16 protein-coding genes and 1 pseudogene are annotated in these 22,402 nt (G+C 73.0%); 12 read left to right on the forward strand and 5 right to left on the reverse strand.

Annotated features, from left to right (window positions below):
• Positions 1–130 precede the first annotated feature (130 nt).
• A complete protein-coding gene (locus ACZ7L1_RS13570; protein WP_471436872.1) occupies positions 131–2,920 on the reverse strand; it encodes a SpoIIE family protein phosphatase in 2,790 nt (929 codons plus the stop codon).
• A 220-nt stretch (positions 2,921–3,140) separates the two neighbouring features.
• On the opposite strand from ACZ7L1_RS13570, the gene ACZ7L1_RS13575 reads away from it, so the two are divergent.
• From ACZ7L1_RS13575 to ACZ7L1_RS13625, 11 genes and pseudogenes are all read left to right on the forward strand, one after another.
• Positions 3,141–4,901, forward strand: coding sequence for an enoyl-CoA hydratase-related protein (locus ACZ7L1_RS13575; RefSeq protein ID WP_471436874.1), 1,761 nt, complete (start codon positions 3,141–3,143; stop codon positions 4,899–4,901).
• Positions 4,898–6,088 carry a hypothetical protein gene (locus ACZ7L1_RS13580; protein WP_471436876.1) on the forward strand — a complete coding sequence of 397 codons (1,191 nt, stop codon included), beginning with the start codon at positions 4,898–4,900 and terminating at the stop codon, positions 6,086–6,088. The genes ACZ7L1_RS13575 and ACZ7L1_RS13580 overlap by 4 nt, the downstream gene beginning before the upstream one ends.
• Positions 6,085–6,627 carry a hydrogenase maturation protease gene (locus tag ACZ7L1_RS13585; RefSeq protein WP_471436878.1) on the forward strand — a complete coding sequence of 181 codons (543 nt, stop codon included), beginning with the start codon at positions 6,085–6,087 and terminating at the stop codon, positions 6,625–6,627. The genes ACZ7L1_RS13580 and ACZ7L1_RS13585 overlap by 4 nt, the downstream gene beginning before the upstream one ends.
• 76 nt (positions 6,628–6,703) lie before the next feature.
• Positions 6,704–7,099, forward strand: coding sequence for a hydrogenase maturation nickel metallochaperone HypA (gene hypA / locus ACZ7L1_RS13590; protein WP_471436880.1), 396 nt, complete (start codon positions 6,704–6,706; stop codon positions 7,097–7,099).
• Between the two features lie 3 nt (positions 7,100–7,102).
• Complete coding sequence (gene hypB / locus ACZ7L1_RS13595; RefSeq protein ID WP_471436882.1) at positions 7,103–7,852, forward strand: hydrogenase nickel incorporation protein HypB; 750 nt, start codon at positions 7,103–7,105, stop codon at positions 7,850–7,852.
• Entirely contained in the window at positions 7,849–10,266 is a 2,418-nt protein-coding gene (gene hypF / locus ACZ7L1_RS13600) for a carbamoyltransferase HypF (RefSeq protein WP_471436884.1), read from the forward strand. Before hypB ends, hypF begins: the two co-directional genes overlap by 4 nt.
• A gap of 53 nt (positions 10,267–10,319) precedes the next feature.
• Positions 10,320–10,631, forward strand: a complete 312-nt coding sequence (locus ACZ7L1_RS13605; RefSeq protein ID WP_103845253.1) for a HypC/HybG/HupF family hydrogenase formation chaperone — start codon at positions 10,320–10,322, stop codon at positions 10,629–10,631.
• Positions 10,628–11,752 (forward strand): hydrogenase formation protein HypD, encoded by a 1,125-nt coding sequence (gene hypD, locus ACZ7L1_RS13610; protein ID WP_471436886.1) that lies wholly within the window; start codon positions 10,628–10,630, stop codon positions 11,750–11,752. The genes ACZ7L1_RS13605 and hypD overlap by 4 nt, the downstream gene beginning before the upstream one ends.
• Positions 11,745–12,824, forward strand: a complete 1,080-nt coding sequence (gene hypE / locus ACZ7L1_RS13615; RefSeq protein WP_471436888.1) for a hydrogenase expression/formation protein HypE — start codon at positions 11,745–11,747, stop codon at positions 12,822–12,824. Before hypD ends, hypE begins: the two co-directional genes overlap by 8 nt.
• Positions 12,825–13,528: 704 nt before the next feature.
• A complete protein-coding gene (pabB, locus tag ACZ7L1_RS13620) occupies positions 13,529–15,661 on the forward strand; it encodes an aminodeoxychorismate synthase component I (RefSeq protein WP_471436890.1) in 2,133 nt (710 codons plus the stop codon).
• A pseudogene (locus ACZ7L1_RS13625) lies at positions 15,658–15,955 on the forward strand (AMP-binding protein); the annotation flags it as partial. The gene pabB and the pseudogene ACZ7L1_RS13625, both read left to right, overlap by 4 nt.
• A gap of 4 nt (positions 15,956–15,959) precedes the next feature.
• Here ACZ7L1_RS13625 and ACZ7L1_RS13630 read toward each other — a convergent pair.
• Positions 15,960–17,537 carry a N,N-dimethylformamidase beta subunit family domain-containing protein gene (locus tag ACZ7L1_RS13630; RefSeq protein WP_471436892.1) on the reverse strand — a complete coding sequence of 526 codons (1,578 nt, stop codon included), beginning with the start codon at positions 17,535–17,537 and terminating at the stop codon, positions 15,960–15,962.
• A gap of 91 nt (positions 17,538–17,628) precedes the next feature.
• Positions 17,629–18,792: an AI-2E family transporter gene (locus tag ACZ7L1_RS13635; protein ID WP_471436952.1), complete on the reverse strand. Its 1,164-nt coding sequence runs from the start codon at positions 18,790–18,792 to the stop codon at positions 17,629–17,631.
• Positions 18,793–19,028: 236 nt separating this feature from the next.
• Here ACZ7L1_RS13635 and ACZ7L1_RS13640 point away from each other — a divergent pair, with 236 nt between their 5' ends.
• Positions 19,029–20,762, forward strand: a complete 1,734-nt coding sequence (locus tag ACZ7L1_RS13640) for a GAF domain-containing sensor histidine kinase (RefSeq protein WP_471436894.1) — start codon at positions 19,029–19,031, stop codon at positions 20,760–20,762.
• Positions 20,763–20,842: 80 nt separating this feature from the next.
• Here ACZ7L1_RS13640 and ACZ7L1_RS13645 read toward each other — a convergent pair whose 3' ends face one another.
• Together ACZ7L1_RS13645 and ACZ7L1_RS13650 are read right to left on the reverse strand one after the other, a co-directional pair.
• Entirely contained in the window at positions 20,843–21,544 is a 702-nt protein-coding gene (locus ACZ7L1_RS13645) for a response regulator (RefSeq protein WP_471436896.1), read from the reverse strand.
• 217 nt (positions 21,545–21,761) lie between these two features.
• The gene (locus ACZ7L1_RS13650) at positions 21,762–22,226 is read right to left on the reverse strand and encodes a cyclic nucleotide-binding domain-containing protein (RefSeq protein WP_471436898.1); all 465 of its coding nucleotides are present in this window, start codon (positions 22,224–22,226) and stop codon (positions 21,762–21,764) included.
• Between the last annotated feature and the right edge of the window lie 176 nt (positions 22,227–22,402).

Raw genomic sequence — 22,402 nt, forward strand, 5'->3', positions numbered from 1 at the left:
AGTGAAGGTGGGGGGTGGGAACTTGGGTCGTACACTGTTAGGAAGGTTTCCTATCAGAGGGAGGCGAGTGCAGTCACCCGTGCGGTGGGCAAGTTCCTGGTAAAGAGCGGGAGATGAGCGGGAGGTCTCCTCAGGGCAGCGGCTGCTCCGCCCAGATGACCTTGCCCCGGGGCGTGTAGCGGGTGCCCCAGCGCTCGGTGAGCTGGGCGACGAGGAACAGGCCGCGCCCGCCCTCGTCGGTCATCGCCGCGTACCGCAAGTGGGGTGAGGTGGTGCTGCCGTCGAATACCTCGCAGATCAGGCTGCGGTCGTACAGCATGCGGACCCGCACGGGCGCGCTGCCGTACCGGATCGCGTTGGTGACCAACTCGCTGAGGACGAGCTCCGTGGTGAACGTCAGCTCTTCCAGACCCCACCGCGCCAGCTGCCGGGTCACCGACGCGCGCACCTCGCCGACGGCCGCCGGGTCCGTCGGCACCGGCCACTCGGCCATCCGGTCGGCGGCGAGGGCCCGGGTGCCCGCGACGATCAGGGCGATGTCGTCGCTCGGCCGGTCCGGCAGCTCCGACTCCAGGACGGCCCGGCAGGTGTCCTCCGGGGACGGCCCGGCTCCGGCCAGCGCGGCGCGCAGCAGCTCCAGACCGTCGTCGATGTCCCGGCCCCGGTCCTCGACCAGTCCGTCGGTGTACAGCACCAGCCGACTGCCCTCCGCCAGCTCAAGGTCGGCCGTCTCGAACGGAAGCCCCCCGAGGCCGAGCGGGGGACCGGCCGGAACGTCGGGGAACTCCACACTGCCGTCGGGCCGGATCACGGCCGGCGGCGGATGGCCGGCCCGGGCGACGGTGCAGCGCAGGGAGACCGGGTCGTAGATCGCGTACAGACAGGTCGCGCCCGTGACGGGGGCGCTGCCCGGATCGGCCGCCTCGTCCTGGTCGATGCGGCCGACGAGCTCGTCGAGCAGCCCGAGGAGTTCGTCGGGCGGCGGATCGAGCGCGGAGAAGTTGTGCACCGCGGTGCGCAGCCGCCCCATCGTGGCCGCGGCGTGCAGCCCGTGGCCCACGACGTCGCCCACCACCAGGGCCACCCGGGCACCGGACAACGGCAGTACGTCGAACCAGTCACCGCCCACTCCTGCCTGCGCCGGAAGGTACCGGTAGGCGATGTCCAGGGCTCCCTGCTCGGGCAGCGTCCGCGGCAGCAGACTGCGCTGCAGCGTCACCGCCATGCTGTGCTCGCGGGTGAAGCGGCGGGCGTTGTCGATGGAGACCGCGGCGCGGGCGACCAGCTCCTCGGCGAGGGCCAGGTCCTCCGCGTCGAAGGGCTCCGGCTTCTCGCAGCGCCAGAAGTTGACCAGGCCCAGGATCAGGGACCCCGCCCGCACCGGCACCGTGATCAGCGAATGGATCCCGTGCTCCACCACCTGAGCGGTCCGCTCCGCGTCCTGTGCCAGCCAGCCCGGAGCCTCGCCGAGACGGGGCTCGAGGACGGCCCGCGCGCCGCGCAGCCCCTCCGCCTGCGGAGAGGACTCCACCCACTGGATCCGCTCGCCCACCGAGTACAGGGGAGTGTCCTTGCGGACACCGCTGAACGCCGCACGGCGCAGCTCGTTCCCCGCCTCCGGCTCCTCACCGTCCAGCACGGCGTCGAACAGGTCCACACTGGCGAAGTCCGCGAACCGGGGGACGGCCAGCTCGGTCAGCTCCTCGGCGGTACGTGTCACATCCAGGCTGGTGCCGATGCCCAGACCGGCGTCGTAGAGCAGGCTGAGGCGTTCCCGCGCCACCTCGGCCCGGCCGGACAGGGCACGCAGCTCCGTCGAGTCGCGGAGCGTCGCCACGCTGCCGGGCGGACCGCCGTCCACATCGGTGGACCGCTGGTTGATGGCCAGCAGCCGGTCCCCGACCAGGTGCACCTCGTCGGTGGCGACCCGTCGGGACGCCAGGAGGGCGGCGGTCTCCGGGGGGAGGCCGAGCTCGGACACATGGCGCCGCTCGGCGTCCTTGGGCAGGCCGAGCAGGCGGTGCGCCTCGTCGTTGGCGAGCAGCAGGTCGCCGTCTTGGCCGAGGATCAGCACCCCTTCCCGTACCGCGTGCAGTACCGCGTCGTGGTGCTCGTACATCCGGGTCATCTCGCGCGGCCCCAGGCCGTGGGTCTGGCGCAGCAGCCGCCTGCTGACAAGTGCGGTGCCCGCCGTGGCCAGGGCGAGGCCCACGGCCGCGGCGGCCAGGACCAGCGGCATCTGCCGGTTCGCCGCGCCGCCCACATGTTCCGTCGTGACACCGGCCGCCACCAGGCCCACGACCTTGCCGTCGGGCGCCCTGACGGGCACCACCGCCTGCACCAGCCGCCCGATCGTCCCGTTGATCTCCTCGATCTCGGTGCCCCCGGCCAGCGCCGGCTGGATGTTCCCGACGAACTTCTTGCCGATACGGTCCGGTTTCGGATGGGTGTAGCGGATGCCGTCGGTGTTCATGACGACGATGAAGTCGACCTTCGTGGCCTTACGGGCGGCCTCGGCCCGCGGCTGCAGCACGGCCGTGGGGTCCGGGCTGTCCAGCGCCTGGACCGTGCCGGGCGCGTTGGCGAACGCCTCGGCCACGGCGAGGGAGCGATTGCGGGCCTCCTGCGTGGTGTCGTGCCGCACCTGCAGCAGCAGCGCCGCCGCCGCCGCGACGACCAGCAGCAGCACGATGACGACCTGCAGGACGAAGACCTGTCCGGCGACGCTGCGCCCGCTCAGCGCCGCGCGCAGTCCCGACCGGGACCGCCCCGCCTCCTGCTCGCGGCGGGCGAGCGAACGGCGCGCCGCTCGCCCCGGTCCCTGCTCGGACGCCCCTGGAGCGCGGTCGTGCGCTGGTGCGCGCACACCGCTGGGACGACGGGGCGAACGGGTACCGGGTCGACCCGGAAGCCGGACCATGTGCCATGTCTACACTGCCGCGACCCGGGAGGCGAGAGGCGTCACACACGGTGGCGGTTCCGGTGCGGTTCCCGTGACCTGTCCGCGGCCGAGTGGTGGCCCCGATACCCGCCTTTCGAGTGAACCTGCCGCCTGTCTGCGGGGGCGGCCCACGGGTGTGGCCGACGATCGCAGACGGCCGGGCACATCTGTCCGTACCGTCGTCCGCCGGGAGTACGCCGTGCACATTCTGCTCGTGGCCAGCGCGTTCAACAGCCTCACCCAGCGCGTCCATGCCGAACTGCGCGACCGCGGCCACACCGTCGCGGTGGAACTCGCCCTGCCCGACGGTTCGTTGACCGAAGCGGTACGGCGGCACGCCCCCCACCTCGTTCTGGCGCCCCTGCTGAAGACGGCGGTCCCCCGCGAGGTGTGGTCGGCGTACCCGTGCTTCATCGTCCATCCGGGCCCTGTCGGCGACCGAGGGCCGTCCTCCCTCGACTGGGCCGTCCAGGAGGGCGCCGAGCGCTGGGGCGTGACGGTTCTCCAGGCGGAGGAGGAGATGGACGCCGGTGACGTGTGGGCCTCGGTCGCCTGCCCCCTCCCGCCGCTGTCCAAGAGCGACCTGTACCGGGGCGAGATCGCCGACGCGGCCCTCGCCGCCGTCCTCCTCGCCGTCGAGCGCTTCGCCTCCGGGACCCACACGCCCGTGCGGCAGGACACCTCTCGGCCCCGTCCGTATCTCGACCAGAGCGCGCGGCGCATCGACTGGGACACCGACACGACCGACACCGTCCTGCGCAAGCTGCGCGCCGCCGACTCCCAGCCCGGCGTGCTGGACGTGCTGCTCGGCGAGGAGTGGTACCTGCACGGCGGCCACCCCGACAACGGTCTGCGCGGTGCCCCCGGGGAGCTGCTCGCCACCCGGGCCGGGGCGATCTGCCGGGCGACACGCGATGGCGCCGTGTGGATCCCCGAGCTGCGACGGCGGCGCCGCCCCGGGCAGCCGCGCTCGGTCAAGCTCCCCGCCGTGCAGGCCCTCGGCGACCGGTTGCCCGGGCTGCCCGAGCTGCCCGTGCCCCCGGGCGCGCGGTGGCCCACCTGGACGGACATCCGCTACCGCGAGGAGGGCGGCGTCGGCTCGCTCTCCTTCTCCTTCCCCGGCGGCGCGATGAGCACCACGCAGTGCCGACGACTCCTGGACGCCTACCGCCAGGCCTGCGCGCGCCCCACCTCGGTGCTGGTGCTCGGCGGGCAGCGGGACTTCTTCTCCAACGGGATCCACCTGGGCGCCATCGAGGCGGCCGAGGACCCGGCGGCCGAGTCGTGGGCGAACATCAACGCCATCGACGACCTGGTCGAGGCGGTCCTGACGACCACGGACCGGCTGGTGGTCGCCGCACTCGCGGGCAACGCGGCGGCGGGCGGCGTGATGCTGGCCCTGGCCGCCGACGAGGTGTGGTGCCGCTCCGGCTGCGTACTGAACCCGCACTACCGACTGATGGGCCTCACCGGCTCGGAGTACTGGACATACACGTTGCCCCGCCGGGTGGGCGCCGCCGCGGCCGACCGCATCGTGCGCGAGGCGCTGCCGATGAGCGCCGCCGGCGCCCTCGGTGTCGGGCTCGTCGACCGGGTGATCGAGTGCGCGCCGCAGGACTTTTCCGCGGAGGCCGGCCGGCTGGCGGCGCGGCTGGCGTCGCTGCCGGGGACACGGGCACGGATCGCGGCGAAGAAGGAGGCACTGGAGCGCCAGGAGAGCACCGAGCCCCTGTCCGCCTTCCGGGAGCGGGAGCTGGCCGCGATGCACCGCGTCTTCCACGACCCGGACGCCCCCTACCACGCCCTGAGACGCGCCTTCGTCCGCAAGGAGAAGCCGTCGTGCACACCCCCGCACCTGGCCCAGGCCACCGGAGCCCGCACCACGGTTGAAACCGTCCGGTCCGGCACTCCCGCCGACGAGCACACTCCCTGGCCGGCACCACCGGAAGGAGCGCCATGAGCGTGACCGCGTTCGCGCCGCAGACCGAGGCCCGCTTCGCCCTCGCCCGGAAGGTGGCGGACGCCGTTCTCTTCGAGGGCTGCACGCTCCACCCGTACCGGGCCTCCGCCCCCGGCACCCACCTGCGGAGGCAGTGCGGGGTGCTCGTACCGCCCGCCTGGGGCGCGGGCAGCGAGGAGTACGACTTCCAGCACACCGAATGCCTGATGGAGCCGGGGCCCGGCGCCATCCTCGCGGTGGAGCTGCGCTTCCTGCGCGCCCGGCACCGCACGGTGCAACGGGCGTGCCCCGACGGTGAGTTCGAGACGGTATCCGAACTCCGGCTGGGCGAAAGGCTCCTGGTGTGCTGCGACGAGGGCACCGAGGAACGCGTCGAGGCGACCGTCACCGTGGAGGAGCTCACCGAAGGTGACGGGGTCATCGTCGCCTTCGGTCGCCGCGCGGGGGAGGAGATCGAGCAGATCCTCGACGGGGACGGCCGGGTCGTCGGCCGTACGGTCCGCCGGGGCGAGGAGATCCGCGGTCTGCTGCGGCTGTCGGCACACCGGCTCGAGGGGCCCTGCCCGGTCCTGCGACTCACCGCCGTGGTCGAGAACACCAGCGTCTGGGCGCCCGAGGCCGGGGAGAGTGCCGACCGGGGCGCGGCGCTGCCGCACTCCCTGGTCTCCACCCATCTGCTGATGGGGCTGAGCGCCGGCTCCTTCCTGTCGATGAGCGATCCCCCCGAATGGGCCCGGGCCGCGATCGCGTCCTGCCGCAATCTGCACACCTGGCCCGTGCTCTCCGGTGAACCCGGACGCGCCGACGTGATGCTGTCCTCACCGGTCATCCTGGAGGACCACCCGAGGATCCACGCGCAGGGCGTGCCGCCCGCGGACAGGCCGTGGCGGGACCCGGCGGGCGAGCCCGGTGGCGAACCGGAGGGCGGGCGCATCGTGGTGAACGGGCGGCCGGTGGGTCCCGGAAGTCGGGTGCGGCTCAACCCGGGGCTGCGACGCACCGACGCCCAGGACGTGTTCCTGCGGGGCCGCCCCGCGACCGTCGAGGCCGTGCGCCACGACGTGGACGGCTCGGTCCACCTGGCGGTGACCGTGGACGACGACCCGGGCGCCGACGTCCGCCGCGAGCGCGGAACCTTCCACTACTTCCGGCCCGACGAGGTCACCCTGCTGGAGGACCACGTATGAACGGCACCGTCCTCGTCGCCGGCATCGGGAACGTCTTCCTCGGGGACGACGGCTTCGGCGTGGAGACCGTCCGCGCGCTCACCCGGCGCGAACTGCCCGCGCACGTCGAGGTGGTGGACATCGGGGTGCGCGGAGTGCACCTCGCCTACCAGCTCCTCGACGGCTACGACACCCTGATCGTGGTGGACGCCACCGCACGCGGGGAGGCCCCCGGCACCCTGTACGTCATCGAGCACGAGGACACGGGCGCCGACGATCTTGAAGTGGCCGTGATCGACGGCCACCGGATGACCCCCGACGCCGTACTCGCCCTGCTGAACGCCCTGTGCGCCGGAACCGGAGCCGAGCCGCCCCGCCGCACGCTGGTGGTCGGCTGCGAACCGGCCTCGATGGAGGAGCGCGTCGGACTCAGCCCACCCGTGTCCGCCGCGGTCCCCGAGGCCGTCCGGCTGATCGAGCAGATGTTGTGCGGCGAACGGCGTACGCCGCCGGGCGGCGACGGCGTGCCGGTCCACGGGCCGGGGGTGGCTCACCTCTAATGGTTCCCGGCGGGCCGCGCACGCGGTCCCCGTCCCCACGGGGCGGGGGCCCCGGCCCTCGCCGGGACGGAGACCCATGCACGAGATGTCCATCGCGCTGGCGGTGATCGGCCAGGTGCAAGAGGCGGCCGAGCGGGCCGGTGACGTCACGGCGGTGCGTTCGGTGCGGCTCCAGGTGGGCGAACTCGCCGGTGTCGTACCCGACGCCCTGTCCTTCTGCTTCGAACTGGCCTGCGCCGGGACCCTGCTGGAGGGCGCCGAACTCGTCACCGACGAGGTGCCGGGGCGGGCCCGCTGCGTGCCGTGCGCACACGAATGGGCCGTCGGCATGCCGCCCCTGCTGAGCTGCCCGCGGTGCGACGGCGCCGCCATCGACCTGCTGTCGGGCCGCGAACTGCAGATCGTCAGCGTGCACTGGGAGGACGCCCGGACGCACGCACCCACCCGCGAAACCGTCCCCGAGGAGCGCTGAACCATGTGCCGAGTGGTCGACCTGCAGCAGGCCGTGCTCGCCAAGAACGACCAGGCCGCGCGCACCCTGCGCGCGGAGCTCGCGGCCCGCGGCACCACCGTGGTCAACCTGCTCTCCAGCCCGGGCAGCGGGAAGACCGCCCTCCTGGAACGCGAACTCGTCCTGGCCCGGGAGCGGTCCGTGCCGGTCGCGGCGCTCACCGCCGACCTCGCCACCGAGAACGACGCCACACGACTGGCGCGTTCGGGCGTGCCGGTCAAGCAGGTCCTCACCGACGGGCTCTGCCATCTCGAGGCCGACATGCTCGCCCGCCACCTTGAGGGATGGCTGCCGGAGGGGACCCGGCTGCTGTTCGTGGAGAACGTCGGCAACCTCGTCTGCCCGGCCTCCTACGACCTGGGGGAGACCCTGCGCGTCGTCCTCGCATCGGTGACCGAGGGCGAGGACAAGCCGCTGAAGTACCCCACCGCCTTCGGCCTCGCCCACCTGGTGGTGGTCACCAAGACCGACATCGCCGAGGCCGTCGCCTTCGACCTGGCGGCGTTCCGCGCGAACGTCGAACAGGTCAACCCCGGTGTGGAGGTGCTGCTCACCTCCGCGCGCCGGGGCCTGGGGCCCGGCGCCCTGCTCGACCGGGCGCTGGCCGCCGCGGACGGCGCGCCCGTGCACACACCCGTCATGGCCCGACCGTCCCACGGCCACACCCATGACGACGCGGACCGCGCCGGCGCTCTGGCGCAGTCCCGCTCGTGAGCGCTCCGCCCCCGACGGCCGTCGCCGTCCAGGCGCCGCTGCGCCGCAGGGTCACCGTGCGGGGCGTGGTGCAGGGCGTGGGCTTCCGGCCGTACGTCCACGCCCTCGCCACCTCCCTCGGCCTGTCGGGGCATGTGACGAACACCCCGGAGGGTGTCGTCGTGGAGGTCGAGGGGACCCCCGCGGCCGTCGGCCGGTTCTGCGACCGCATCGCCGAGGACGCCCCACCGCTGGCCCGCATCGAGCGCGTCGACCACCAGGACGTGCCCGCCACCGGCGACACCGCGTTCACCATCCTCGCCTCCCGCACGGACGGCCCCGCGGGCACCCTGATCCCGCCCGACACCGCCACCTGCGCCGCCTGCCTGCGCGAACTCGGGGACCCGGCCGACCGGCGCCACCGCCACCCCTTCATCACCTGCACGCACTGCGGCCCCCGGTTCACGATCGTCACCGGCCTGCCCTACGACCGGGCGGCGACCACCATGGCCGGCTTCCCGATGTGTCCCGACTGCGCCCGTGAGTACGCCGATCCCGCCGACCGCCGCTTCCACGCGCAGCCGGTCGCCTGCCCCGCCTGCGGGCCACGCCTGCGGCTGCTCGTCCGCCCCCGGGACGGCGACGGCCCGCCGCGACCGGTCACGGACACCGACCCGGTCGCCGGGGCGCGCCGACTGCTGGCGTCCGGCGCGATCCTCGCCGTCAAGGGCCTGGGCGGCTACCACCTGGCCTGCGACGCGACGGACTCCGCCGCCGTCGCCCGGCTGCGCAGCCGCAAGGCCCGCGGGGACAAACCGTTCGCCCTGATGGCCCGGGACACGGACGACATCGCGCACCTGGTGCGGCTCACCGACGAGGAGCGGAGCCTGCTCACCGGCACCGTCCGCCCCATCGTGCTGCTGCGCCGCCTGACGCCCGCCCGTGGAGGCCGCCTTCGGCCCGCCGACGCCGTCGCACCCGGCAGCCCCGATCTCGGCGTCATGCTGCCGTACACCCCCGTGCACCATCTGCTGCTCGGCCTGCCCGGCGACGGCGACGGCCCGCGACTGCTCGTCATGACGAGCGGCAACGTCTCCGGCGAGCCGATCGTCACCGACGACGAGGAGGCGCTCGAACGCCTCGCGCTCCTGGCCGACGCCTGGCTCACCCACGACCGGCCCATCCATGTGCCGTGCGACGACTCCGTGGTGCGCGTGTGCGACGGCAGACCGCTGATCGTGCGCCGCGCCCGCGGCTACGCCCCCCTGCCGCTGACCCTTCCGGTGCCCGTCCGCCCGGCCCTCGCCGTCGGCGGCGACCTGAAGAACGCCTGCTGCCTCGGCGAGGGCCGCCGGGCCTGGCTGTCCGCCCACGTCGGCGACATGGACGACCTCGCCACCCAGCACGCCTTCGAACGCGCCGTCGCCCAACTGGAGTCGATCACCTCCGTGGGGCCCCGCCTGCTCGCCGCCGACCGGCATCCCGCCTACCGCTCCGCCCGGTGGGCCGCCCGGAACGCGGCGGGCCGACCCGTCGTCCGTGTCCAGCACCACCACGCCCACATCGCCGCCGCCATGGCCGAACACGGGCTCGACGGCACCAGGCCGGTGCTCGGCGTGGCCTTCGACGGCACCGGCTACGGCGACGACGGAGCCGTATGGGGCGGGGAGTTCCTGCTCGCGGACTACGACGGATTCACCCGCGTCGGGCACCTCGCCTATGTGCCGCTGCCCGGCGGCGACGCCGCGGTGCACCGGCCGTACCGCATGGCGCTCGCGCATCTGCGCGCCGCCGGCCTGGACTGGTCCGCGAAGCTGCCCTGCGTGGCCGCCTGTCCGCCGGACGAACGCGGGGTGCTGGCGAGGCAGCTGGAGCGGAACCTGAACTGCGTTCCCACGTCCAGCATGGGCCGGCTGTTCGACGCGGTGTCGTCCCTCGCCGGCGTCTGCCACCGGGCGGGGTACGAGGCCCAGGCCGCGGTCGAGCTGGAGGCCGCCGCGCTGCGGGCGCCGGCCGGGGACACCTCCGCGTACGCGTTCGCCGTACGGGAGCCGGGGAAGGGCGGCGGCCCGGAGGGGGTCGGCGGCCCTGAGAGGGCCGGCCCGGTGCGGGCCGACCCGGCGCCCGTTCTCGCCGCGATCGTCGACGACCTGCGCGCGGGCACAGGACCGGAGCTGGTCGCGGCCCGTTTCCACCGGGCCGTCGCCCGTCTCGTGCAGCGCGTCTGCGCGCTCGGGCGGGAGCGACACGGAGTGGACACGGTCGCCCTGACCGGCGGCGTGTTCCTCAACTCCCCGCTCTCCTCGGCCTGTGCGGGCGCCCTGGCCGCGGACGGCTTCACGGTGCTGCGCCACCACCTGGTCCCGCCGGGCGACGGTGGCCTGGCCCTCGGCCAGCTCGTCGTCGCCGCACGTGCCGGGGCGGCCCCCGACTGACCCACCGTCCCGGCAGCGCCGGGCGACGCACCACCCACAGCGAGGAGAGGCCCATGTGCCTGGCGGTACCCGGCAGAGTGCTGGACATCGAGGAACGTGACGGCACCCGGATGGCCACCGTCGACTTCGGCGGTGTGGTCAAGGAGGTGTGCCTTGAGTACCTGCCCGACCTCCAGGTCGGCGAGTACGCCATCGTCCACGTCGGCTTCGCCCTGCAGCGCCTGGACGAGGAGTCGGCGCGGCAGACGCTCGAGCTGTTCGCCGAACTTGGCATGTTGCAGGAGGAGTTCGGCGACCCCTGGGAAATGGCCGCGGAGGCGGGCGGGGCGCTGCCGCCCGCGCGCGAGGAGGCGCGGAAGCAGTGAAGTACATCGACGAGTTCCAGGACCCGGATCTGGCACGCCGGCTCCTCGACGAGATCCACGCCACGGTGACCAGGCCCTGGGCGCTGATGGAGGTCTGCGGCGGGCAGACGCACAGCATCATCCGCCACGGCATCGACCAGCTGCTGCCCGACCAGGTCGAACTGATCCACGGGCCCGGCTGCCCCGTGTGCGTGACCCCGCTGGAGGTCATCGACAAGGCACTGGAGATCGCCTCCCGCCCCGAGGTGATCTTCTGCTCCTTCGGCGACATGCTCCGCGTGCCCGGGACCGGACGGGACCTGTTCCAGGTACGGGGTGAGGGCGGCGACGTACGGGTCGTCTACTCCCCGCTCGACGCCCTCAGGATCGCCCAGCAGAACCCCGGCCGGCAGGTGGTGTTCTTCGGCATCGGCTTCGAGACCACCGCGCCCCCCAACGCGATGACGGTGTATCAGGCGCGCAAGCTCGGCGTTCCGAACTTCAGCATGCTGGTCTCCCATGTGCGCGTGCCGCCCGCCATCGAGGCGATCATGCGGTCCCCGCAGTGCCGGGTGCAGGGCTTCCTGGCCGCGGGGCATGTGTGCAGCGTGATGGGGATCGAGGAGTACCCCGAACTGGCCGAGCGCCACCGGGTACCGATCGTGGTGACGGGGTTCGAACCCCTCGACATCCTGGAGGGCGTGCGCCGGACCGTGACCCAGCTGGAGCGCGGCGAGCACACCGTCGACAACGCCTACGCGCGCGCGGTCCGCCCCGAGGGGAACCCGGCCGCCAAGGCGATGCTGGAGGACGTCTTCGAGGTCACCGACCGCTCCTGGCGCGGCATCGGCGTGATCCCGGACAGCGGCTGGCGGCTGTCCGCCAAGTACCGCGACTACGACGCCGAGCACCGCTTCTCGGTCGAGGGCATCCGGACCGAGGAGCCGGCCGCGTGCCGCAGCGGCGAGGTCCTGCAGGGCCTGCTCAAGCCGCGCGAGTGCGAGGCGTTCGGCACCGTGTGCACCCCGCGCACCCCGCTCGGCGCCACGATGGTCTCGAGCGAGGGCGCCTGCGCCGCGTACTACCTCTACCGGCGCCTGGACACCACCTCTGCGGCCCGGGAGGCGACCTGCGTTGTCTGACGCCATCGATCTGACCGCGCCCCTGCCGGACCCGGCGGCCTGGACCTGCCCGGCCCCGCTGCGCGACCAGTCCCGCATCGTGATGGGCCACGGCGGGGGCGGGGCACTGTCCGCGGAACTGGTCCAGGACGTGTTCGCGCCCGCGTTCGGGGGCGAGGTGCTGCACCGGCTCGGCGACGCCGCCGCCCTGTCGCTCGGCGGCCTGCGCCTGGCCTTCTCCACCGACTCCTTCGTGGTGCGGCCGCTGTTCTTCCCCGGCGGCAGCATCGGCGACCTCGCCGTCAACGGCACCGTCAACGACCTCGCCGTCAGCGGGGCCAGGGCGGCCTACCTCTCCTGCGGATTCATCCTGGAGGAGGGTGTCGAGATCGAGACGGTCACCCGGGTCGCCGACGCGCTGGGCGCAGCCGCGCGGGCGGCCGGGGTCGAGGTGGTGACGGGGGACACCAAGGTGGTGGAGGCCGGCCACGGCGATGGCATCTACATCAACACGGCCGGGATCGGGCTCATCCCGGCGGGCGTCGACCTGCGGCCGCAGCGGGTCGTCCCCGGTGACGTCGTGATCGTCAGCGGTGCGATCGGCGTGCATGGTGTGGCGATCATGAGTGTGCGGGAGGGGCTGGAGTTCGGCGTGGAGATCGTGAGTGACTGCGCGCCGCTCGGCGGACTGGTGGACGCCATGCTGGCCGTCACCCGGGACCTGCACATGCTGCGGGATCCCACGCGCGGCGGGCTGGCGGCCGCCCTGAACGAGATCGCCGCCGCCGCGGGCGCCGGGGTCGTCATCGAGGAGCGCAAGGTCCCCGTCCCGCCCGCCGTCACCAACGCCTGCGCCGTGCTGGGCCTGGACCCCATGTACGTGGCCAACGAGGGCAAGCTGGTGGCGTTCGTGCCCCGTCAGCACGCCGACGCGGTGGTGGACGCGATGCATGCGCATCCGCGTGGTGCCGAGGCCACGATCATCGGCGAGGTGGTCCGGGACCATCCCGGCATGGTGGTGGCCCGTACCGGGCTGGGGGGTACTCGCGTGGTGGACATGCCGCTCGGGGAGCAACTTCCGCGGATCTGCTGACCGGAGGGCACCAAGGGGATCCACACGCTGGTGGACGGGGACGCCGCCGGGTTCTGTGACCCGGCGGCGTCCTTCTTCTTTGTCCCGACCCTCATTCCCTTTCCGTGCCGGGCGACGATCGATAAGTGATTTCCGTAGATGCTGCAAGCGGTTTCAGGAATTCGGTAAAAATTACTCGCGGTATCGGGTGACAGAAGGCGGCAAGAGGGAGCGAACAACAGCAAGAGTTACGTTCCGGACACTCGGAAAGACCTTCGTTGAAGGTTTGAACGTGACTCGATGTCCTTCCGTATTCGATGGCGTGACCAGGGATCCCGTTACCGTCACCGTCGCATATCAGGTGATGCCGGGCCGCGAGGCCGGTTTCCACTCGTGGGGATGGTCCCTGCTGCGTGCGACCGCGCAGCAGCCTGGTTTTCTCGGTGGTGGGGTGCCCGTCGACGGAGAGGCGGACTGGCATGTGATCTACCGCTTCGGGGCGAGGACTCCGTCCGTGCCTGGGAGAACTTGCCCGGGCTCTCGGCAGCCTCAATCCTCTCATCCGCACTCTGCTGCTGTGTGTGACGGCCCTCGTCACATGGATTCTGATGCCACGGCTCCAGCGTTCTTCAAGAAATGGCTGTATCCGCCGCTTCAGGCGCTCCGTGGACGGCACAAGCGGCGGACCGCTTGAGGCCTGGGAACGACGCAAGGGAGGTGGGCGGGTGAAGACCCTGCTCATCGACAATCACGACTCGTACACGTACAACCTGTTCCAGCTGCTCACCGAGGTCAACGGCGAGCAGCCCGTGGTGGTCCTCAACGACACCCCCGCCGACGCCGTGCCGGACCCGGGGGAGTTCGACAACGTGGTGATCTCGCCGGGCCCCGGACACCCCGCCGAACCCCGGGACTTCGGCATCGCCGCCCGGATCGTCGCCGACTCCCGCGTCCCCGTGCTCGGGGTCTGCCTCGGCCACCAGGGCATTGCGGCGGGGGAGCGGGGCGGCATCGCGCCCGCACCGCAGCCCCGGCACGGGCACCTGTCCACCGTCCGGCACGACGGCCGGGACCTGTTCCACGGACTGCCGCAGAACTTCACCGCCGTGCGCTACCACTCGCTGGTCGTCACCGAGCCGCTGCCGGACACGCTGGAGGCCACCGCCTGGGCCGAGGACGGTGTGGTGATGGGCCTCAGGCACCGCACCCGGCCGTTGTGGGGCGTGCAGTTCCACCCGGAGTCCGTGCTCACCGACTACGGCCACCGCATGCTCGTGAACTTCCGCAACCTCACCGCCGAGCGAGCCCGCAGACCCCGTACGAAGAACACCACCATTCCCCGTTCCGCGGCCATCCCCCGCCCCCGCCGCGCCACGCCCCCCGCCCACCGGTTGCACTACCGCCGCCTGGCCGGCGCCGTCGACACCGAGGCCGCCTTCGCCCGGATGTGCGCGGACGCCCCGCGCGCGTTCTGGCTCGACAGCTCGCGCGTCGAGCCCGGCCTTGCCCGCTTCTCGTTCTTCGGTGACGGCACCGGCCCACTGGCCGAGTTCGTGCGCTATGACGTCGACGCCGGCGTGTGCGAGGTCGAACGGCCCGGCCGGCCCCCGCGCAAGGTGCGCGCGAGCGTCTTCGACTACCTCAAGCGGCAGCTCGCGACCCGCCGCGTCGACGCCACGGGACTGCCCTTCGACTTCACCGGCGGCTATGTCGGCTACTTCGGCTACGAGACCAAAGCCGACTGCGGCTCCGTCAACCGCCACCGGGCCCGGACCCCCGACGCCTGCTGGCTGTTCGCCGACCGCCTCGTCGCCGTGGACCACGAGGAGGGCGCCACCTACGCGGTCTGCCTCGCCGAGGACACCCCCCAGGCCACGCGGGAGGCGACCGACTGGCTGGACGCCGCGACGGCCCAGCTCACCTTCGTCTTCGGCCCGTCGGGACAGGACACGGCGACCGAGCCGCCGGGTGACGAGCCCGGCCCCGACCCCACCGCCGCCGAGCCGTGGCTCGTCCGGGACCGTGCCACCTACCTGGCGGACGTCGAGGTCTGCAAGGACGCGCTCCGGGCGGGCACCAGCTACGAGGTCTGCCTGACCGACGCCGTGCGGTTACCGGCACCGCGCGACCCGTACGCCTTCTACCGGGCACTGCGCCGGGTCAACCCCGCCCCCTACGCGGCGTTCCTGAGGTTCGGCGACCTGGACGTGGCCGGCTCCTCACCCGAGCGGTTCCTGCGGATCACCCGGGACGGCGTCGCGGAGGCCAGACCCATCAAGGGCACCGCCCCCCGTGGGGAGAACCCGGCGCAGGACGCACGGCTGCGGCACTCGCTGGCCGTGGACGACAAGACCCGAGCCGAGAACCTCATGATCGTCGACCTGTTCCGCAACGACCTCGGCCGGGTCTGCGAGACCGGATCCGTACGGGTCACCCGGCTCATGGCCACCGAGACGTACGCCACCGTGCACCAGCTGGTCTCCACCGTCGAGGGGCGGCTGAGCGAGGGCACGGACACCGTGGACTGCGTCCGCGCCTGCTTCCCGGGCGGCTCCATTACCGGCGCGCCCAAGCTGCGCACCATGGAGATCATCGACGGCCTGGAGACCGAGGCTCGCGGCGTGTACTCCGGCGCCCTCGGCTACTTCGGCTGCTGCGGCGGCGCCGACCTGAGCATCGTCATCCGCACCGCCGTCATCGCCGGCGACGAGCTGCACCTCGGCGCCGGCGGCGCGATCGTCCTCGGCTCCGACCCGGCCGCCGAGTACGAGGAGATGCTGCTGAAGACCGCAGCCCCGATGCGCGCCTACCGGGAGCACACCGTCGTCCCGGCCACCGAGGAGGAGCCGGCCTCATGACCACACCCCGGGCCACGCTGATTCCCGCCGACGCCGAGGTGCCCGGCAACCTCGCGGCCCAGCTCGCCGCGCTCGCCGAACGGCGCGCGAGGACCGACCGGCCCGCCTTCCACCAGGGGCCACCGCACCTGGACCCACGGCCAGGTGCACGACCTCGCGGCCCGCGCGGCCACCGTCCTCGCCGACCACGGAGTCGGCCCCGGCGACCGGGTGCTGCTCGCGCTGCCCGACTCCGTCGCCTGGGTGACGGCGTTCCTCGCCACCGCGCGACTCGGCGCCATCGCGGTCCTGGTCCCTTTCACACCGAGCCCTTGTACACCTCCTTCACGTTCGGGCGCGGCGCGGGGCGATGGCGGGCGGCCGGGCCCAGCGCGAAGGTGTGCAGCAGGTTCTCCGTCGTCCGGGTGACGAAGGCGCGGGTGCGGACGTCCATGCCGTGGTCGCGGCCCCCGTCCGGGGTGCCGGCCATCAGGGCCTCCACCCAGCGCATGGTGCCGGTGGCGAAGACCCCCGCCCCGCTCGACACCGCGTAGTACGCCGAGTCGCTGGTGCTGCGCCGGCCGTTGCACACCAGCGGCGAGTGGGCCGTGATCTCCAAGGGCTCCGGGACGGGGGCGCCCGGGGTGACCCGGTCGTACTCCACACCGACCAGATGACCGAAGCCGTCTCCGGGGCGTACCCCCGTCCCCTCGTACAGCCAGTGGTCCGCCGCGTGCACGACGTACGGCGCGTCCGTCGGGTAACCCTCGTACAGCACGCCCGTCATCGACGACTCCGGGTCGGCCCCCGGGGACTGACGGAAGTCCGTCGTCACCAGCGTGGGATGGGTGGTGAAGCAGGGATCCGCGCGGAAGGAGGACTTGTAGCAGACCACCGTACGGTCGGCCCGCGCCTCGCTCTGCTCCAGCCGGACCCGGCGGAAGCAGGTGTTGGCGCCGAGGAAGGCCACGTTGGTGCCCTCGTCGCGGGCCCGGGTGACGTGCCGGCGCTGCTCCGGGGTCCAGTACTCGTCGTGACCGAGACAGATGACGGCCCTCGCGCCGCGCAGCACGCCCGGGTCGCGGTGCACGTCCATCCCGGTGGTGTAGGCGAGGGGAATGCCGAGCCGTTCGGCCAGCACCACCGCCGCCCGCTCGTACACGAGGAACTTCTCCGCGCCGCTGGAGTCGTAGGGCCGGTCGAAGCTGACGGCGAGGGACCGGGCGGCATAGGCACCGGAGGGACCCTCGTAGAGGCTGTAACCGCCCCACCGGTTGTACGCCTGCCAGGTCGCCGGGGCGTGCATCAGCACCGTACGGCCCGCGCCCCGCGTGGAGCGCACGATCAGCGGGACGTACCGCTGGTGGCCGTCCTCCGCCTCCAGCCGCAGCAGATACGCGCCCTCGGGCCACCCCGCCGTGCTGAAGGCGAGGGTGCGCCTCCAGTCGGCGCGGACGGTGCGGGTGTCGGATGCGAAGCGCGGCTCCGGCTGGACGCGGCCCGGTATGCGCCCGGAGGACCAGACCAGCCGGGCCTCGGCCCCGCCGTACCAGCCCACGCGGAAGGCCGAGACGCGGAAGGACGACGCGGTCGTCGACACGTACAGACCGCACTCCTCGCCCGGGGCCACGCTCACCCGGTCCGCGTACCCGACGACGGCGGTCGCGGGACCTTGGGAGCGGATACGCCAATCGGGCGTCCCGGCGCGGTCACGCTCCGCCTCGGGGCGGTGCGAAGCGGCCGACGGCGGATGGTCGTGCGCGGAAGGGGCCGGGTCGCAGGCGGCGGCCGCCGAGGCGAGCCCGGCGCCCGCGCACGCTTCCAGGAAGGTTCTGCGCCGCAGCCCCGGTATGTGCTCCGTCCCGTGCCGCGGCACCTCTCGCTGGTCAGGGCCCACATCGCCTCCCGTCGTCGCCTCCCGTGCCTCCGGCTCGGGAGCCCACCGCTCCCTCCGCGAGTCAGCGTGGCACAGCAGGCAGGGGCGTGCCTCAAGGAGGCGCCGGGCGCAGCGCCTGCAGCACCGCCCAGGCGACGGACACGAACGGCACGGCCACCACCGCGCCGACCACACCCGCGACGATGCTGCCCGCGAGGACGGAGACGGCGACGACCAGGGGATGCAGGCGGACGGCCCAGCTCATCACGAGCGGATGCAGGACGTGCCCCTCGATCTCTCCGATGACGACGATGAGGAGCACCACGGCCGCCGCCGTGATCGGACCGCGCCCGGCCAGGGCGACCACGGTGGCCACGGCGAGCGCGACCGGCGAGCCGACCAGCGGCACGAACGTGGCGAAGAACTCCAGCAGGGTGAGCGGCAGCGCCAGCGGCACCCGAAGCAACAGCAGGACGATGCCGACGAGGATGGCGTTGGTACCGGCCACGATGATGATGCCCCGCGTGTACCCGGCGAAGGTCCGCCAGGCCGCGTGCCCCGCCCGGTCCCACGCCGGTCGGGCACCCCTGGGGAGAAGCTGGTCGCGCACCCAGGACCACAGGCGTTCGCCCGAGTGGAGGAAGAAGACGGCGAAGAACAGTGCGAGGGCGAGTCCTGTGATCAGCTCGACGACCCGGCTCAGGCCGCTGAGGGCGCTGCTGAACAGGGCCGCCCGGTGGGACGAGAAATAGGAGCCGATCTGGTCCTGCAGATGCGAGAGACTCTTGTGACTGAGCCGGAACGGCGGGCGCTCGAGCCATTGTTCGATCCTGTTGATGCCGCCGCGGAACTCCCCGGTCAGTTTTCCCCACTCGCCCGCCACCGCCTCACCCACGAGGGCGAACAGGGCGAGCAGGAGCAGCAGGCTCCCGACGAGGGAGACCGCGACGGTCAGGGGCCGTGGCAGCCAGCGGCCGAGCAGGTCGGCCAGGGGGCGCAGCACCGAGGTGATCACCAGTGCGAGGAACAGCGAGACGGCGATGAGCTGGAAACGGCCCAGAATGGTGAAGATGCCGTAGACGACGAGCCCGACGGCGATCAGGCGCCAGGCATAGGCGGCGGCGATGCGCAGCCAGGGAACGACACGCTCGGCCGTGGGCACCCGTTCGGCGGTCCGCACGTGCGGAGGGAGACGCACGGACGGAGACGGCCGGCTGCCCCGTACGACAGCCGTCCTGCGCCGCCCCCGCCCCGTCCCGCCCGCGTTCGCCACCACACCTCCCGCGCGCCGACCGCCGGTCACCTGCTGAAGTCAGTAGGCACCAACCGCACACGGACCGCCACACCACGCGCCCGCACCGCCGACGCGGTGGCCGCGCCCCGCGCACACCGCCGACGGGTCACTCCGAGTGAGCGTGAGAGCCCGCCGTCCGGGCCGAAAGTCAGTAACCTGAGGGCGGGAGAGTCGCCGTTGACCCGCACCCTGTCTGTGCGATCCGTCCGGAGGAATCGATGAGCGGGGAAGCGCGCGGGCGGTCCGAGCAGCACCTGCCCCAGCTGCGGCTTGATGAGCTGCTGGACGAACTGCAGGCCCGCATCGACGCGGCACGCGGCACCCAGGACCGGGTGCGGCGCCTCCTTCAGGCCGTCCTGTCGGTGGGACGCGAACTCGATCTGGCGCAGGTGCTGCGCAGCATCGTCGAGGCGGCCGTGGTGCTCGTCGACGCCGAGTACGGCGCGCTGGGCGTCATCGGCGACGACCTCACGCTCTCCCAATTCCTCACCGTCGGCGTCAGCGAGGACGCACGGACCAGGATCGGGGCGCTGCCCAGCGGGCACGGCATCCTCGGCGAGCTGATCCGCCATCCGGAGCCGCTGCGCCTGTCCGAGATCTCCGACCACCCGGCCTCCTACGGCTTCCCGGCCCACCACCCGCCGATGCACTCCTTCCTCGGCGTGCCGATCAGGGTCCGCGACCAGGTGTTCGGCAACCTCTACCTGACCGAGAAGCGCGGTGCCGAGGAGTTCGACGCCGAGGACGAGGCCGTGCTCTCCGCCCTGGCGGTGGCGGCCGGCGTCGCCATCGAGAACGCCCGGCTGTACGAGGAGACACGGCTGCGTGAGCGCTGGGTGAGAGCCAGCTCCCAGGTCACGAGCGCCCTGTTGTCGGGTGCCCCGAGCGCGGACGTGCTGGAGCTGATCGTCGAGCAGGCGCGCCGGATCGCCTCCGCAGAGGTCGGCATGATCGCGGAACGGGTGCCCGGGGAGGACGTGCTGCGCCCGCTGCTCGCGGTCGGGCTCGAGGCCGGCAGGCGCCGCGGCCTCGTGATGTCCCGGCAGGACGGTTTCGTGGAGGCCGCGCTGAGCACCGCCGAACCGGTGGTCAGCCCCGACATCCGGCACGACCCCCGGATCGACCCGGACTCGGCGCTGTGGGCCGGACTCGGACCCGTGGTCGGCGTACCGCTGGTGGCGAGCGGCAAGTCCATCGGCGTCCTGGTGCTGGGGCGCACCGCGGGGCGCACCCCGTTCATGGACACCGACGCCGGCCCGCTGCTCGGCTTCGCGGGGCAGGCGGCGCTGGCGCTGGAGCTGGCCGAGCGGCGCCGGGACGCCGAGCAGATCACGCTGCTGAAGGACCACGACCGGATCGCCCGCGATCTGCACGACCTCGCGATCCAGCGGCTGTTCGCCGCCGGCATGACCCTGCAGAGCACCCAGCGCTTCGTCGACCACCCCGAGGCCGCCGAGCGGCTCTCGCGGGCCGTCGACGACCTCGACGAGACCATCAAGATCATCCGGTCCACCATCTTCGGGCTGCGCGCACACGGCGACCGGCGGCGGGAGGAGTCCGGGCTGCGCGGACGGGTGTCGGAGACGGTGACGGCGTCGGCCGACTCGCTCGGTTTCACGCCCGCCCTGCGTATCGAGGGCCTGGTGGACACCGACGTGCCGGGCGGCGTCGCCGACGATGTGACCGCCGTGCTCGGGGAGGCCCTGAGCAACGCGGCCCGGCACTCCGGGGCACGGTCCGTTGACGTCCACCTGCGGCTCGGCGGGGGCGAGCTGACCCTCACGGTGGCCGACGACGGCTGTGGCGTGCCGGCCGGTGCCGTCCGCAGCGGCCTGCGGAACCTCGAGGAAAGGGCCGTCGCCCTCGGCGGCACGCTCGGCGTGGGGGAACGCCCGCAGGGCGGCGGGACACGGCTGGTGTGGCGTGTGCCGGTGCGGCCGGGGGGTGAGTGACGGTGCGGCTCGGCGGGTGACCGGCGGTGCGGCCGGGGGGTGAGTGACGGTGCGGCGTCCCGAAGTGCCTGCGGCACCACTCAGCGGGCGGTGCGTTCCACCGACTCGGACGGTTGCAGATGGGTGGCGAGGACGGCCGCCTGGACGCGGCGCTGCACGCCCAGCTTGGCCAGCAGCCGCGAGATGTGGTTCTTGACCGTCTTCTCCGACAGATAGAGCCTCTTGCCGATCTCCCGGTTGGTCAGCCCGTCCCCGATCAGCGTGAGGATGTCACGCTCGCGCGGGGACAGGCTCGCCAGTTCGGGTGACAGGGCCGGCTGCTCGGCGGGGTCGGCGCGCAGCGAGTGCATCAGCCGCGCGGTCGTCGCCGGGTCGAGCATCGACTGGCCGGAGGCGACGGTGCGGACCGCGGACACCAGGTCGGAGCCCCTGATCTGCTTCAGGACATAGCCCGAGGCGCCCGCCATGATCGCGTCGAGCAGCGCGTCCTCGTCGTCGAACGAGGTCAGCATCAGACAGGCCAGCTCCGGCATGTGGCTGCGCAGCTCGCGGCAGACGGTGATGCCGTCGCCGTCCGGCAGGCGCACATCCAGGACGGCCACATGCGGCCGCACCGCCGGACCACGGGCGAGCGCGTGTTCGACGGTGTCGGCGTCCCCGACCACCGAGATGTCGGGTTCGGCGTCCAGCAGGTCGGCCAGGCCGCGCCGTACCACCTCGTGGTCGTCCAGCAGGAACACCCGGATCGGGTCCTGCTCGCTGAAGGTGCGCGCCTCGGCCATGACGACTCCTCGTTCCCGTGTCGAACCTCTGCCGAAGGACGGACCACGGGCCGCCCACTGTCGACGATCATCACGCGCCCCGCCCGCACGCACTAGGGCCGACCGGCCCCACTCACCGACGCGCGCCCTTTCCGGCCCGTCGCGGACCGGCAGCCCCGCCGGCGCGCCGTCCTCCGGAGGGGACCGTCCCGGTCACCACGCCCTTGCCGGGCCCGCGTCAGCCGAAGGTGCCGCTGCCGTAGGGGGCGTACAGGTCCAGCAGCCGGGTGCGCTCCGAGCCGAGGCGGTGGGACAGGATGCCGCCCATCCACTGGGCGACGGCGAAACCGAGCACCGGATCGTCCTGGCACATCGAGCGGACCGCCGCGGCGTCGAACTCGTACGCCCGCACCGGCGTCGTCGTCTCCGCGCCCAGGTGCCAGGCGTGCGGGCCGAACAGCCAGGACCATCCGAGCAGTTCGTCGTGCCCCAGGGTCTCGATGACGGCGGCGCGGCGACCGGGCACGTGCAGGTCGAGGTCGACGGTGCCGGACCGGATGATCCAGAACCGGTCGGCGCGTCCGCCCTCCTCGCACAGGCGCGTTCCTTGCGGGAAGGACACCTCACGGGCGGTACGCATCAGCCGCTCGCGGTGCGCGAGGGCCAGCGCACGCAGCATGCTGGTCGTGGGGGGAGCGTTCATCACGGCCTCCAGGGGCGGCGTGGGGACCCGACGCTCCCAGCGTGACCCCGCCTCCCGTCCCCGGTCCATGGGCCACCCGGCCCCCCGGCCGGGACGTCCGGCACCGCGCCGGCGACCCCGGCCACCTGTGGCCATGCGCCCCGGCAGGGCCTTGGAAGGTGACGGGCCGGGTGTGG

It is taken from the genome of Streptomyces sp. NPDC107546, assembly GCF_055639175.1.

Excerpts from the sequence above, each read along its gene's own strand:
- ACZ7L1_RS13570 (WP_471436872.1), bottom strand. The coding sequence starts at position 2,920 with ATGGTCCGGCTTCCGGGTCGACCCGGTACCCGTTCGCCCCGTCGTCCC.
- ACZ7L1_RS13580 (WP_471436876.1), top strand. The coding sequence starts at position 4,898 with ATGAGCGTGACCGCGTTCGCGCCGCAGACCGAGGCCCGCTTCGCCCTC.
- ACZ7L1_RS13585 (WP_471436878.1), top strand. The coding sequence starts at position 6,085 with ATGAACGGCACCGTCCTCGTCGCCGGCATCGGGAACGTCTTCCTCGGG.
- hypA (WP_471436880.1), top strand. The coding sequence starts at position 6,704 with ATGCACGAGATGTCCATCGCGCTGGCGGTGATCGGCCAGGTGCAAGAG.
- hypB (WP_471436882.1), top strand. The coding sequence starts at position 7,103 with ATGTGCCGAGTGGTCGACCTGCAGCAGGCCGTGCTCGCCAAGAACGAC.
- ACZ7L1_RS13605 (WP_103845253.1), top strand. The coding sequence starts at position 10,320 with ATGTGCCTGGCGGTACCCGGCAGAGTGCTGGACATCGAGGAACGTGAC.
- ACZ7L1_RS13640 (WP_471436894.1), top strand. The coding sequence starts at position 19,029 with ATGAGCGGGGAAGCGCGCGGGCGGTCCGAGCAGCACCTGCCCCAGCTG.
- ACZ7L1_RS13645 (WP_471436896.1), bottom strand. The coding sequence starts at position 21,544 with ATGGCCGAGGCGCGCACCTTCAGCGAGCAGGACCCGATCCGGGTGTTC.
- ACZ7L1_RS13650 (WP_471436898.1), bottom strand. The coding sequence starts at position 22,226 with ATGAACGCTCCCCCCACGACCAGCATGCTGCGTGCGCTGGCCCTCGCG.